Source organism: Paenibacillus sp. FSL R7-0210 (genome assembly GCF_038009085.1).
Taxonomy (GTDB): Bacteria; Bacillota; Bacilli; order Paenibacillales; family Paenibacillaceae; genus Paenibacillus_AQ; species Paenibacillus_AQ silagei.
Genome location: NZ_JBBPAR010000001.1, coordinates 4,418,850 through 4,433,004, shown reverse-complemented (window position 1 = coordinate 4,433,004; position 14,155 = coordinate 4,418,850). Strand labels below are relative to the sequence as shown.

General features: G+C 54.5%; 10 protein-coding genes. 9 read left to right on the top strand and 1 reads right to left on the bottom strand.

Annotated features, from left to right (window positions below):
• Positions 1 to 75: 75 nt before the first annotated feature.
• The 5 genes from MKY64_RS18920 (at position 76) to MKY64_RS18900 (ending at position 7,707) form a co-directional block, all read left to right on the top strand.
• Positions 76 to 1,479, top strand: coding sequence for a transcriptional regulator (locus tag MKY64_RS18920; protein ID WP_340955025.1), 1,404 nt, complete (start codon positions 76 to 78; stop codon positions 1,477 to 1,479).
• Between the two features lie 149 nt (positions 1,480 to 1,628).
• Positions 1,629 to 3,236 (top strand): GAF domain-containing hybrid sensor histidine kinase/response regulator, encoded by a 1,608-nt coding sequence (locus MKY64_RS18915; protein ID WP_340955023.1) that lies wholly within the window; start codon positions 1,629 to 1,631, stop codon positions 3,234 to 3,236.
• A gap of 268 nt (positions 3,237 to 3,504) precedes the next feature.
• A complete protein-coding gene (locus MKY64_RS18910; RefSeq protein WP_340955021.1) occupies positions 3,505 to 5,262 on the top strand; it encodes a cache domain-containing sensor histidine kinase in 1,758 nt (585 codons plus the stop codon).
• Entirely contained in the window at positions 5,249 to 6,880 is a 1,632-nt protein-coding gene (locus MKY64_RS18905) for a response regulator (protein ID WP_340955019.1), read from the top strand. Before MKY64_RS18910 ends, MKY64_RS18905 begins: the two co-directional genes overlap by 14 nt.
• On the top strand, positions 6,877 to 7,707 hold the full coding sequence (locus tag MKY64_RS18900; protein WP_036725668.1) for an AraC family transcriptional regulator: 831 nt from the start codon (positions 6,877 to 6,879) through the stop codon (positions 7,705 to 7,707). Before MKY64_RS18905 ends, MKY64_RS18900 begins: the two co-directional genes overlap by 4 nt.
• Here MKY64_RS18900 and MKY64_RS18895 read toward each other — a convergent pair.
• Positions 7,694 to 9,202: an FAD-dependent oxidoreductase gene (locus MKY64_RS18895; protein ID WP_036725667.1), complete on the bottom strand. Its 1,509-nt coding sequence runs from the start codon at positions 9,200 to 9,202 to the stop codon at positions 7,694 to 7,696. The two genes, MKY64_RS18900 and MKY64_RS18895, sit on opposite strands and share 14 nt — an antisense overlap.
• 230 nt (positions 9,203 to 9,432) lie before the next feature.
• Between MKY64_RS18895 and MKY64_RS18890 the strand changes: the two genes are divergently transcribed.
• From MKY64_RS18890 to MKY64_RS18875, 4 genes are all read left to right on the top strand, one after another.
• Positions 9,433 to 10,656, top strand: a complete 1,224-nt coding sequence (locus tag MKY64_RS18890) for a glycoside hydrolase family 130 protein (RefSeq protein ID WP_340955015.1) — start codon at positions 9,433 to 9,435, stop codon at positions 10,654 to 10,656.
• A 145-nt stretch (positions 10,657 to 10,801) separates the two neighbouring features.
• Positions 10,802 to 12,220, top strand: coding sequence for an ABC transporter substrate-binding protein (locus tag MKY64_RS18885; RefSeq protein ID WP_340955013.1), 1,419 nt, complete (start codon positions 10,802 to 10,804; stop codon positions 12,218 to 12,220).
• A gap of 68 nt (positions 12,221 to 12,288) precedes the next feature.
• Complete coding sequence (locus MKY64_RS18880) at positions 12,289 to 13,188, top strand: carbohydrate ABC transporter permease (RefSeq protein WP_340955011.1); 900 nt, start codon at positions 12,289 to 12,291, stop codon at positions 13,186 to 13,188.
• 13 nt (positions 13,189 to 13,201) lie between these two features.
• On the top strand, positions 13,202 to 14,101 hold the full coding sequence (locus MKY64_RS18875) for a carbohydrate ABC transporter permease (RefSeq protein WP_340955009.1): 900 nt from the start codon (positions 13,202 to 13,204) through the stop codon (positions 14,099 to 14,101).
• The last annotated feature ends 54 nt before the right edge of the window (positions 14,102 to 14,155 follow it).

Genomic DNA, 14,155 nt, shown 5'->3' with positions numbered 1-14,155 from the left:
CTAATTAAGGGATTTATGATATAGGAATATCTGGATTTTTACTAGAATATCTGGTTCTTGAGGGGCGGTATTGGTTTGCAACAGCACACTACAATTCAAACAGAACTGGCTGCTTTTCTGAGAAAAGAAGGCCAGACAATCAATCAGTTCGCAGGAATCTCCGGTGTCAATTCGGGAACGCTCAGCAGCATTATTAATGGTAACCGTCCTATTGCCATGCAGCAGCTGGACCGGATTACCGCCGGAATGGGGCTTCCTGAAGGAACATTTTATGAGTTATATATAGATGAATGTGTCGTACATTCCGCACCCGACTGGCGGCGGCTGGGACCCTTCCTGCACCGCTGTGCGGAGCTGGACAAGCTGGAGTGTATCCGGCAGGTGGTTCAAATCATCATGGACAATATTACATATGCCCCGCTCCTGTTCGATACGGCGGAGGAATTCTACGGGCAAGGCAAGCTTCAGGCAGCGGCACTGCTGTATGAAGGGGTAGCCGACACTGAGAAATATCAGCATTCGGAGCGGCTGGCCCTGTGTCAGTACCGGCTGTTCATGATCCGGATCGGACAGAGCCCGGAGGCGGATTTCCGTGCGGCGACCCGGTTTGAATATTTTGTAGAGCGCCTGGAGGAAATAGACCAGTTGGAAGCGCTTCGGCAGCTGGCGGATATCTATATTGCTCTACAGCACTGGGAGAAGGCCAGACTACTGGCAGAGGAGCTCCGTCATAAGACATCTATCCAGTACGAAATCAGATTCTACAAAACGAAAAAGAAGAAGGAGCTGAGGCAGGCGCCCAGACCTCTTTGCTTCTATATACTGTATGCTTACTGGCTGCAATCCAAGGTATGCGAGGAATCCGGTGAATATGAGCGGGCGCTGGAATATGTGGGCCTTTACACTGAAATGAGCTGGATTGTCGAGGAATCGGAAGAGGTTCAGCAGATCCGGGCGCAGTTCAGCAGGCTGGGAACAGTCTACAAGTCTCTATACCGCCTGATGTGCGGTGAGCTGGAGGCTCTTCCCGAGGTGATGGAATCTATCGGCACCCCCGGGCTTGGACTGCTGGACGGGCTGCTTAAGGCAGTTCAAGCGGCTAACCGGTATGGCTGGAAGGTAGATGAGCTTATCAGCCGCTTCCAGCCGCTGCTTACGCCGGAGGGAACGGCGCTCGGGCAAGCCGAAGGAACTCCGGGCAGGGAGACGCCGGAGCAATATCCGGTACTGCTCTATGAGCTGGCGCTGTACTCTCTCAAAGCAGAGAAGATAGAGCAGGGGATACGTTATATCTTCGGGAGCCTGGAGGCTTCCGCCGCACTTGGCAGCATAGCCTGTGTGATCCGCTGTGTAAGATTATTCGAGCAATTCCGGCCGCACGCTTCAGCGGAAGAGCAGGATCGGTATAAGCGTCTGATCAATAAAGTCCAGCTGGCCCACACCGGAGGGAAGAGGACCACAGAATCCCTGCGGGAGTAACGAAGTATCTTTTTCATCCCATCCAATTCCTTCCTCAGCCTATTTTTGTGGATTTTGCAGGTTGTTGCTGTGTTTTTTCTGTTATGATAAGGACCAGTCAAGTTTATGGTAACATATTTAGGTTTTGGAAATGGGGTTCTGGAACGACGATGGAGATGAACGATACCGGCAGTTCGGCGATTCGCAATATAGAGGATGCCGCAGACCGGATGATAGAGCTGTTAAGCCAACTTTTCAAGTCAAACACGATTCTGATTTCGGTGCATGGTGTAAGCTCAGATCCCCTGCTGCGGGTGTTCAACCGGGAAGAGCTGTTGGGGCCGGATACACATGGATCTGTGTTGTTTGATGCTATTGGCAGTCTGATCCTTCTCAATGACAATGGACCGTTACTGGTCTCTGATACGCATAAACAGCCCGCGTCCCCTGCACTTGAATTCATACACACACAGGGAGTACATTCATTCATTGGCGTTCCTCTGCTCACTGAGGATGGCGAATCTCTGGGAACGATCTGCCTGCTGGACCCTGCTGCCGGGCGGCATACGAAGGAAGACCTGGACCTCTTAAGCGCTATGGCTTATTTTTTCACCTATATTATGAACTTGGAACGGAAGCTTGAAGATTTGGAACAGCGGCGACAAACGAAAATGGATCTGTTCGCCATGCTCAGCCATGAAATCCGCACCCCGATGAACGGCATTATCGGCATGACCGATCTGATGATGACGACTGAGATGAACGAGCAGCAGCAGTATTACATGGAGATCATTGAATCGAGCAATGCCAAGCTGCTGCAATTCCTGAACGATGTTCTGGATTTCAGCAAGATGGAAGCGGGCAAGCTGCTCATTGAAAAGGAACCGTTCGATATTATCACCGCACTGGAAGAGAGCGTCTATCTGTTCTCCACCAAGGCTTTTGAGAAAAACCTGGAGGTTATTCTGAATGTGGATTCGGAGATTCCCCTGTATGTTCTGGGGGATTCCCCCAAGATACGCCAGATCATCATGAATATCGTAAGCAACGCCCTGAAGTTCACCCACGCCGGGGAAATTCTGATTGAGCTGAAATCCTTGCCTGTTCACCGTGAAGAAATAGGGATTAGGATCACGGTTACGGATTCTGGTATAGGTATAGCGCAGGACAAGCTGAAGCTGCTGTTCAACAAATATACCCAGGTTCACCAGAGCAGCGAGCTGCATCATTACGGAGGTACCGGACTGGGGCTGGCCATCTGTAAACAGCTGGTGGAGCTGATGGGGGGAGAGATCTCTGCGGAAAGCCAGGAAGGGACAGGGACGAAGCTGGAGGTCACGCTGTATCTTGAGAAATATACAAGCCTGCCCTCGATTCCCTTTGAGAAGGATGTGCTTGACGCAATTAAGATTCTGGTTGTGGATGATAATCAGACCAGTCTGGATGTCATCTCTTCGGTACTTGAGGACTGGAGCGTGGCAGTGTCTTCTGCCCGGACTGCCGGAGAGGCCCTGGAGCTTCTGGCGGCCAATAACGATTATGATCTAATCCTTATGGATAAGGATATTGCGGGGACAGAAGCCACAGAGCTTGCCAAGCACATGCGTCAGCTTGTTCCGGGCAGGAAGCTGCCCGTTATTCTGCTTGCTCCCCTGGGGACGAATCTGGACGAGGAGACCAAAGCGCAGTTTTCCTCCATCATTATCAAGCCCATCCGTAAGGTGCATCTGCTCAATAACATATTGGCTTTGCTGAAGCACAGTAAGCCGGAGTCCTGATGGCGCATACTCCTCCTGGTGTTCTGCAACCAGTGAGATATTCATAGCCATACTTAATATAGCCTGTTTGAAGCCGGTGCCTGCCGGAATTCAAACAGGCTATTTGGTGCAGGCGGAGAGGGAGGCGGAGGGTTGCCCTGTACATACGGTAGATTCATGCTCCGCATACGGTGAATTCACTATTTCATCCGCTGCGTATTGTCGGACCGAACGTTCAGGTGACATAATCGAAGAGCAGGGCATCTGCACACAGGAAGGCGTGAACGACTTGAACTATTTCCGGAAGCAATCATTCCGCAGTAAATTAAAAACTGCATTCTTAGCCGTGATCCTCCTCTCCGTACTGATGACCGGGGGATTGTCGTATTCCATCTCGGCGGCGACTCTGGAGAAGAATGCGCTGAAGCTTACCCAGGATAACGTTGTTAAATCAGCGCAGATCATCGATGAGAAGCTGAACAAGCTGATGCTGATTATGATGACCTTCATGATCAGCCAGCCTTTTCACGATATGATGCGGGATGTTGTCACCGGGGATACAGGCCGGTATTATACTCATCTGAATGATCTTGATAACGTTTTCTCACAAGCGCGGATTGCGGAGCCGCTGATCCATTCGATCTATGTGTCCACGCCGATCGGGGAGTTTTACCCTTCCTCGATGAACCGGAACCGTCTGACGGAGTTCAAGGATACCTTACTATATGAGCGGATCGAACAGGAGAAGAAGAATACATGGGTTGAAGGCCATGAGGACATGCTCTTCTCCGGGAAGGAACGGGTTATTTCACTGATTCTGGAGCCTATATTTGATACAGCGGTCCGCGGGGTCTATATTATCGTCAACATCCGTGAAGACGGCTTCCGCAAGCTGGTGAGCGGGGATACCGGCGGAGGGGCGCGCAGCTTCCTGCTGAACGCGGCAGGCAGCCCCGTCTATTCTGTGAAGGACCCGCTCGTTCTGCAGGCGGTGGAGGGCAGTGATCTGACCGGCATGATCAGCAGCAGCCGGAATCTCAGCAATACCTTCAAGCTGGGAGGCGAATCGTATCTGCTGAACTATGCGCATCTGGGTATTGCTGATTGGACGATGACCACGATCCAGTCCAAGTCCGGTGTGCTGAAGGATATGATCTATGTGAAATGGCTGCTCGTGGTGGTAGCCCTCTTCGCTTTTACTGTTACCATGATGGTATCAGGAGCTTTTACCCGTTATCTGCTGCGTCCGCTGCAAGGTCTGATGAAGGTGATGAAGCGGGTGGAGAGCAATGATCTGACGGCAAGATTCGAGAGCGGGGGCGGAGACGAGCTGGCCCAGGTCGGGATGCGGTTCAACCAGATGCTGGAGCAGATCGTAGTGCTGATCGGAGAGGTCACACAGGCACAGACCAATAAGCGCTCGGCAGAGATCAAGGCCTTGTCGGCGCAGATGGACCCTCATTTCCTGTACAATACGCTGAATACGATCTACTGGAAGCTGAATCTGAAGCAAGTGAAGCAGTCGCAGAGCATGGTCATGTCGCTGTCCCGTCTGTTCCAGCTCGGGCTGAACAAGGGGCAGGAGATCACTACGCTGTCTAAGGAACTGGAGCATGTCCGCATGTATCTGGAACTGCAATGCAGCTGCTATGAAGGGCTGTTCCGTTATGAGATTTATGTCGAGGATGAAGCGCTGGTTACCCTCCCGATTCCGCGCATTCTGCTGCAGCCGCTGGTGGAGAATAGTATTCTGCATGGCTTCCGCAACCGGGAGAGCGGGGGGATAATTGATCTCGAAGTCTTCGATGAGGGAGCACGCTGGTGTATCAAGGTCAGCGACAATGGAACTGGTATGGACGAGGAGGCGGTCCGTGCATTGTTCCGGCGGGAATCGGAGAAGGGCTATGCCGTATCCAATCTGATCCGCAGGCTGCAGCTCTACTATGGGGACAGTGCAGCATTACGGGTGGACAGCGGGCCGGGCCGGGGGACGGCGGTTATTATATCTTTACCCAAACGGGAGGAGCATCAGGATGGACGATCATAGCGTAACCCTCTGTATCATTGATGATATTAAAAGCGTGGTGGAAGGCCTGACCTGCATGAACTGGGCGGAGCACGGCATCCGGGTGGCAGGAACAGCGGCCAACGGTGAGGATGGGCTGGACCTGATCGCGGAGCTGCGCCCGGATCTGGTCATTACGGATATCCGTATGCCAAGGATGGACGGGCTGGCCATGCTGCGTGCCGTACTGGAACACCACCGGGACTGCAAAATTATTCTGGTCAGCGGGTATGCCGACTTCGAATATGCGCAGCAGGCGGTACAACTCGGCGCATTCGACTTCGTGGTCAAGCCGTTCACGGAAGAGGAGATCATGAAGGCGGTGCTGCGGGCGAAGTCGGAGATTATGGAGGCGCGTTCCAGACAGGATACCCTCCGGGAGATGGAGAACAAGCTGCGGGAGAGTCTGCCGGTGCTGCGGCAGGAATATTTCGCCCTGCTGGTCAGCCACCGAACGTCGTGGGAGCAGGCGAAGGCGCGCTGGGAATTCTTAGGCATCGATCTGAACCCCAAGGGGTTCGTGGTGATGCTGCTGGAGATCGATCACTTTCAGGAGCGGGCGGCAGAGCTGTCGATCCGCGAGGTGGAGCTGATCCGCTTCTCCCTGCTGAATATCACCCAGGAGACCATTGCCGGGCATACGCGCTGCGTGGTGTTCCGGGCCAAGCATAACCGCTATCTTGCGGTGATGAATGACTGTGGTCCGGCCAGTGCAGTGGAGATTGCCGAACGCTGCTGCAAGAACATTGAACGGTATACCAAGTTCACGGTATCTGCCGGTGTAGGAGGCCGGGTGGAGGAGACCAGCGAGCTGCCGGATTCCTACCGCCAGGCGCACCGGGCGCTGGCCCACCATCTGTTCACCGGAGGCAACGCGGCCATTATGTATGATGATGTTCACCAGAACGGAAGCCAGGAGCCGCTGGCGCTGGAGTACAAGGACGAGCTGCTGCTGGCACTGCGCTCCGGCAATGTCAGCCGGACAGGCGCAATTCTGTCAGCCATTTCAGAAACGCTGCAGAGTCTGAGCTCCGGGCATAATCCCGATTATCTGCTCGTTCTGTATGAGGAGTTGGCCGCATCAGCGATCCGCACCTTCTATGAGCTGGTTCCGTACGGGGAGATTCAGCCGCTGATCCAGCGGTTCCGGGCGGTGCAGGGAACAGCGGGGCTGCCGCTTGCGACTCTCCAGCGGCTGCTGCTGGAACTGTGTACAGAGGGGGCCGCCCTGGTGCGCAGGAGCAGCCTGTCCGAAGGGCAGAAGGTGATCTATGAAGCGGTAGAGTATATTAAGGGCCGCTTGTCCGAGGATATCAGTGTCGGTGAATGCGCGGCGCATGTTCATCTCAGCACCAGCTACTTCTCCAGCCTGTTCAAGAAGGTGAACGGAGTGACCGTTACCCAGTATATCACCGCAGAGCGTATTCACCGGGCCAAGCTGCTGCTGGTGGAAGGGGCACAGGTACAGGAGGTGGCCTTCGCTGTGGGGTATGAGGAGCGCAGATACTTCAGCGAGATGTTCAAGAAGATCACCGGGCAGACACCGTCGGAGTTCAGGGCGGGGTACCACCCGGACCGCCAGGAGGAGCCCTACCATTGACAGCGTCCGATCCGCACCGGTGCAGCATCCTGTATGCTAACTATTTCACACATACCCAGCCTCACTCCGTTCAGTATCAGGACGGCTTATCCTTCTATCTCTTCAGACTTCAGATGGAAGGGACCTGCCGTGCTCTGGTAGACGGAAAATACGAGACGATCATCCCCGGGGATCTGCTGATCTATGCTCCGGATCAGCCGTATGAGCTGATTGTACAGCCCCGCAGCGCTCCAGGCTCTGGGGGAGTTCAGCCCGCCTCGGATTATTTCCTGATCGGCAAAGGGGAGTGGCTGGATTCCTGGTGGCAGGACCGCAGGCTGCCGGCCCGGACGAATATCGGCTTCGACGATACGGTCATTACCTTATGGAAGCATATTGCCGGCGAGAAGAGGAAAGTAATGCAGCATCAGGAGGAGTTGCTGGATTATCTGCTTAGAACGTTCTGTCTGACGCTGGAGCAGATCGTTCAGGCACGGCGGCGCACCAAAGGGGCGGAGACCGCCTACAGGCTGAAGCAGTTCATTGACAATCATGCCCATGAACCGCTCAGCCTGGAGCAGATCTCCGCCTCCGCCGGGTTAAGTATCTCCCGCGCTTCCTCCCTGTTCAAAGCCGCTTTTGGCCAATCGCCGTTCGCCTACTGCATTGATGTCAGGCTGAAGTCTGCCGAGCAGCAGGTGCTCTACAGCACACTGTCACTGGAGCAGGTTGCCGACAATGCGGGCTTCCAGAGCTACGCCCATTTCTGCCGGATGTTCCGGGAACGGTATGGCGCTCCCCCGGGAGAGTACCGGCGCAGCTTCGGCTTCCGGTTCAACCCTGGCTGAGTCCGGTGGTGTACAGCACCTGATTGAACTCAAGCAGTACCGCTTGCAGCTGTCCATACTCCACATCCTGAACCATGCCGTTCCCCTCAAGCGCCAGTACAGCAGCGGCTGCCGCCGATTGCCCCAGAATCATGAAGACCGGCTCCATCCGGATGGAGCCGTAGGCCGCATGAGTGGCCGACAGACATACCGGTACGATCAGGTTGGTGCATTCGCTCCGCTTCGGCACCATTGCCCGGTAGCTGATCGGATAAGGCTCGGCCAATCGGATATAGAATCCGCCCTCCGTGCTGACATGCCCGTCTTCGTTCACATAGTATTGCGTATGATGCGAATCCATGGCGAAGGAGCCCATTCCGGCCGAATCCGGCACCGGGTGCTCCCGCCTTACATCATGCTCTGTCACCACATAATCTCCGGTCATTCTGCGGGACTCCCTGATGTAGAGCTGGGAAGGCCAGTGGCCGCTGTCCCCGAATTCGTCAAGCGGCAGGCCCCACGGCTTGTAGGCCTCCCGGATCTCCTCCGGCACCCGCGGATGGTTCTGGATCGTCCAGACAACCCCCTGCTGGTAGATGCGGTGGGCCTCCCATATCTTGTCCCGCGCCGCATAATCCGCCTCCGGATAACTGTGGTTCATGCCGTTATAATCCGTAGAAATGCCGCTATTGTTATTGGAATCGGTCTTGTCCGCAGTGACCCGGTTCAGCTTGAAGAAGCGTGAGCGCTGCCCCTGCTCAATGGCCCGGAACAGAATCTCATAATCGGCTTCGTTATAGTCCTCAGGCTTGCTGATCATCAGGCGATTGCCCGGATTGTCTGTCAGACACATGCGGAAGTTATAGGCTTGCAGCTTACGGTCTCCCTCGCCGGCATCGCCGCCACGGTCCGCATTTACACGCGGGAGTAGTCCGCTTGAAGGCATTCCTTTAATGACATAGGGGTCAATTCCCGGAGGGAGCTCGTTCAGTTCAGGGCCGGGCTGAATGCCGTTTAATGTCTCTCCATACTGTGCGTTCGGCTCCCGGCCGACCACATAAGACACACCGGAATGGCCCATCAGGTCTCCCTCGTAAGAGGCGTCAATGAACATTTTGCCGTGATAGACCTTCCCGGATTCCATAGTAATGGACGTGATTCTTGAGCCTTGCCGGGTCACCCCATTCTTAAGCTCCAGCCTTTCCCCGCAGACGACTTCAAGGTTATGCTCCGCCACCCAGTCCTGCAGCACCTCAAGCGCAACCTTAGGCTCGAACAGCCAGCAAGCCCCGTCCTGCGCATATTTCTGCGCGATCCGCTGGTAGAATTCCAGAGATAAGCCGCCGACTGCCTCTTTCATTCCTACATCCGTATCACCCAGCCCTCCGGTGGTCATGCCCCCAATTCTCCGGCTCGGCTCGATGACTACCGCACTTTTGCCCATAATAGATGCCTGGACAGCCGCTGTAATGCCTGCAGCCGTTCCGCCGTATATGACAAGATCATATTGTTTCATCCGGCGTACCCTCCTCCTTGGTAACGATTTTGCCTGCAAAAATGATTATAAGCCGCTGCCCGGACCCGCGTGAATGATGGATCTTCCTGTTTCATTTGACGGATCTTACTGTTTTGCCCGGAAGGCGGGTTTCAGGAGAAAAGTCTTTTGAATTCGCGGATAGCCTATGATAAGTTGTTTGCTGAAAAACGGAATATGCCCCTGCTTCAGGAGGTAAACCAGGAGGAACTATGAAACCACAATTTCGCTATTTGGACAAACCGGCGCTTGAACCTGTACCAGGCTGTGACTGGGCCGACAAAATGGTTCTAAATCCGGCGATCATCCAGGACCCTGACTCGAATGACATTCATATGCTGTTTCGGGCAACGGGCCCGTGGCCGCAGAAGAGAAGAGAGGGCTGCCATGATCCCTATCCGATTTTTTTGGGCTATGCGCGGAGCAGGGATGGGGGAGAGACCTGGGAGGCGGACTTTTCAAGACCTGCTCTGGCTCCGGCCCTCGGGTATGAAGAGCATGAATTGTACATTACGGACATTTACGGAAAAAGAGTGCGGAATTATGCCAACGGCTGTGTGGAGGACCCCCGTATCTTCTATGTCGGGAACGAGCTGTATGTCACGGTGGCCTGCCGGGCGTTTCCCCCTGGCCCTTACTGGCTTAGCAGCCAGCAGCCTCCGGTCCAGACGCGCTTTGAATACGTGCCGGATTGGATTTTTGCCGGAGAGGGTTCGGACCCGTTCATTCAATCAGCCCGGGCGAATGATACGGTCAGCGTTCTGTACAAGCTGAATTTAGCCAAGCTGAAGGAAGGGGAATATGAAGACGCTTTCGGGTACGTAGGTCCGCTTACCGAGGGGCATATCAGCGATAACCGTGATGTGTTCCTGTTTCCTGAGCAGATGAGGATTGTAGGTAAATGGCAATATGTGATGCTGCACCGGCCAATGAATGTCCTTCCCTTTGCCGGAGGGGAGCAGGCGGGCAAGCCTTCCATTTATCTGGCAGCGGCGGAATCATTCGCGGATTTCGCTTCACCTGCGGCAGTCCACCGGCTGCTGGCCAGTCCGCTGTTCGATTGGGAGGAGAACCGAGTGGGGGCAAGCTGGCCGCCGGTCGCCCTGGGCAATCAGGAGTGGCTGGTAGCTTATCACGGGAAGAAGAATGTGCAGTTTGGATATACGCAGTCCTTCATGATCCTCAGGGAGCAGGAGAATGATTTCCCGGTCATCATCCACCGCTGCTCCGAACGTCTGATGTATGCCGAGCGGGATTGGGAGATGCCGGAGGATTACCCTACGCCTTGTCTGTTTACCACAGGAGGCATTGTCATGGGGGAGGATCTAATCATGTCTTATGGCGCTGCGGATCAGAAGGCGGGTATCGCTTGGGTTCATTTTGCGGAGTTATTGGAGTACATCCGGACATTTGATGAGAACGGCATCCTGCTGTAACGGGAGAGCCCGGCCGCTGCCGCCTGCCGCAAAGAATAGAATTCTGTCCCTCAAGAGTGAGTCTGCCGCACTCCTTTTGCGGGAGGGGTAGCCTATAATAGAGAACGAGCTCACAATACAAATGTTAATCAAAGGGGTAGAACGTATGCAGAAAAAATGGTTGGGTCTCAGCCTGAGCCTCATGCTGGCCGCCGGAATCGCCGGCTGCGGCGGGAACGTTAACAATAATAAGAGCGGCGGTGCGGCAGAGGGGACACCCGGAGCGGCAACAGCGAGTCCCACAGCTTCGGCCGCAGCAGAAACAGGTGAGCCGGTACAGCTTAAGTACTGGACGGATGACCGTCATGACCAGGAATATATCAAGGAATTGGTCAACAAGTTCAATGAGACGAACGGCGAGAATATCCAGGTGGAACTGACAGTCATGTCTGAGAATTACGCGCAGAGCGTTGACATTGCCTTCACCAGCAACCAGGCACCGGATATCCTCCGTCTGAAGAGCGGCAATACCCCCGAATTTGTCAAAAAAGGCTATCTGGCTCCGATTGACGGTTACCTGACCGATGAGATCAAAACGAAATTCGGCAGTCTGCTGATCGATGGTGTCAACCGTTTTGACGGCAAGGTATATTCTTTGGCCAATACCGGTCTCACCCTGCGCCTGATCTACAACAAGGATCTCTTTGACAAAGCAGGCATCGCTAATCCTCCAGCATCGCTACAGGAAATGGTCGATGACGCCAAAAAAATCACTGAAACCGGCAAATCGGAGGGCGTATACGGCTTTGCGTTGAACTTCAAAAGTCCGAAGGCAGCCTTTGACCGTTCGATTCGCGAGATTCTCTCCTTAAGCGGCTACCAGGGTCTTGGCTTTGACCTGAAGACAGGACAATTTGACTTCGCACCTTATTCTCAGGTTATTGAATATTTCAAGCAGATGTACGAGGACGGAAGCATCCTGCCGGGTGCGGAGACGCTGGATATCGACCCGCTGCGCGCCCAATTTGCCGCAGGCAAAATCGGCATGTACCTCAGCTTCTCGACGGAGCCGGGCGTATACCAGGACCAGTTCCCGACAGAGATCAACTGGGCAGGTACGCTGGCCCCTACGCTGGACGGGCAGATTAAGGGAACCTCGGAGATCGTATCCGCCGGTACCTGGCTCGGGATCAGCGCGAAATCGGCACATCAGGAGGCCGCCTGGAAATTCATGCAGTACATGTATGGCGACGATATTCTGAAGACGTATCACGAGAAGGGCTTCGGGATTGCGGTGGTGCCGAGCATTGTGGAGCAGGCCAAGAAGCCGGAAATTGGCGGTATGGAAGGCTTCCTGGTCGGTGAGCATGACTCGCTCTGGCCTGCTGTGCCGAACGTCACGCCGGAAGGCGCTACCTATGCGGATGCTTTCTTCAAATATATGCTCTCGGGCGGAGATGCCAAGGCCATTGCGGCTGACCTGAATACAAGATACAATGACGCATTGTCCAAAGCAGTGGAGAAGGGCGAGGTTACCGTTACGCCGGACCCGGCGTTTGATCCAATGAAGCCGCAGGGAGAATAACGGGTTACAGAGGGGCTTGTACGGGATTCCCGGATCAGCCCCTTTGCTATCCTTGAAGGAGACCAATCATGATCTATAAATGGAAAAGACTTGGGGAGAATTCCCTGTTCCTTGCACCGAGCATCATTCTGACGCTCACTCTCGGCATCTATCCTCTATTCTGGATGCTGCGCTATATGTTCTACGATTATGCCGGATATGGCGAGGCGCTGTTCATCGGGCTGGACAATTTCAGCCGGCTGCTGCGGGATAGCCTGTTCTGGGAGTCGGTCGGCAACACCTTCATTTATGCCGGAGGGAAGCTACTGCTGACCCTGCCGCTGTCGCTGCTGCTGGCTGTTATTCTCAACGGCCGATTGCGCGGGTCGAATTTGCTCCGGGGAATTTACTTTATGCCGACAGTCATTAGTACTGCGGTCATCTCCGTTGTTTTTTATAACATCTTCAATTCCTATAACGGTATGGTTAACACAGTTCTGATGAAGCTGCATCTCGTCTCCCAGCCGGTCGACTGGCTTGGTCCGAAGCACGCCATGCTGACGGTTATTCTTGTGGCGGTGTGGGGTGCCGTCGGGAACTATATGCTGCTATTTCTCGCCGGGCTGCAGAGCATTCCGCAGGACCTGTACGAGAGCGCGTCCATCGACGGAGCGAACGCCGGAAGACGCTTCTGGAATATTACGCTTCCGATGCTGGCTCCGGTAGCCCAGATGGTCATTATGCTGGCGATTATCGCTTCCCTGAAGGGCTATGAGAGCATCATGGTCATCACCGAAGGCGGACCGATCGGCAAAACGGAAGTCATGTATCTCTATCTCTACAAGCTGCTATTCCCTGTATCCACCGGTTCACCGGTAACGCAGCAGCTCGGTTACGGCAGCGCCGTGGGCTTCGCCACCGCTGTGATTGTCGGAGCGGTAACCGGCCTGTATTTCTTCTTCAGCCGCAAAATGAACAAGGTGTATTAGGAGGCTTATCCATATGAACGAATCTGTGATATCCAAGCAGCCCGGAAGGCGGCCGCAGACGGTGGACCGGACGCCCGGTACTGCCGGGAGAATCGTAACCCGGACAGTGATGTGGCTTTTCCTGCTGGCAACGGCGGTCCTGACCTTGTTTCCGCTGCTGATGACTCTGACCGGTTCCTTGAAGACCGGGGCTGAGATGATGACGGGCGGAACTCTTTTTCCCGCCAAGCTACAATTCAATAACTATGCTGAAGCCTGGAAGCAGGCCAATTTCGCCCGCTATACCTGGAACAGTGCATTTATGAGCGTAATGGTGACGGTGGGGACGCTGCTGGTGGCCTCGATGGCTGCTTATTTAGTGGACCGGCGTGATTTTCCGGGGAAAAGAATATATGTAACGGTGCAGGCGTCCATGATGTTCATTTCAGTCGGGGCCATTGTCCTGCGCCCGCAGTTCGATCTGATGGTTGCGCTGAATCTGAATACTACGCTGTGGGGGGTTATTCTGATTCTGGTCAGCGCCCATTCCAGCACCTTCTTCATGCTGCAGGGCTTCTTCAAAGCGATTCCCCGGGAGCTGGATGAGGCCGCAATGGTGGACGGCTCGGGTTTCATCCGCACCTTTTTCCGCATCATTCTGCCGCTCTTGACCCCTGGGCTTGGGGTGGCCGGATTGTTCGCCTTCCGCCATGCCTGGAACGAATACATTCTGCCGCTGGTGTTCACGATGACCAATCCGAAGCTGCAGACACTGACGGTCGGGCTGGCGAATCTCCGCTATGGCTCTTCGGCTGCGATGCAGATTCACCTGATGATGGCCGGGGCCTGTCTGTCCATCCTGCCAATGCTGCTGGCGTATATTCTGGCGAATAAAACCTTCATTCAGGTGACGGCGGGTTCGGTGAAGGGGTAATAAACTTTAAGATAAGCTTATGCTTCCGAAGCGAGTTTTGCGAGGTGGATTCAG

Bases quoted from the DNA above. Each gene is read 5' to 3' on its own strand.
- MKY64_RS18915 (WP_340955023.1), top strand. From the start codon at position 1,629: ATGGAGATGAACGATACCGGCAGTTCGGCGATTCGCAATATAGAGGAT.
- MKY64_RS18905 (WP_340955019.1), top strand. From the start codon at position 5,249: ATGGACGATCATAGCGTAACCCTCTGTATCATTGATGATATTAAAAGC.
- MKY64_RS18895 (WP_036725667.1), bottom strand. From the start codon at position 9,202: ATGAAACAATATGATCTTGTCATATACGGCGGAACGGCTGCAGGCATT.
- MKY64_RS18890 (WP_340955015.1), top strand. From the start codon at position 9,433: ATGAAACCACAATTTCGCTATTTGGACAAACCGGCGCTTGAACCTGTA.
- MKY64_RS18885 (WP_340955013.1), top strand. From the start codon at position 10,802: ATGCAGAAAAAATGGTTGGGTCTCAGCCTGAGCCTCATGCTGGCCGCC.
- MKY64_RS18880 (WP_340955011.1), top strand. From the start codon at position 12,289: ATGATCTATAAATGGAAAAGACTTGGGGAGAATTCCCTGTTCCTTGCA.
- MKY64_RS18875 (WP_340955009.1), top strand. From the start codon at position 13,202: ATGAACGAATCTGTGATATCCAAGCAGCCCGGAAGGCGGCCGCAGACG.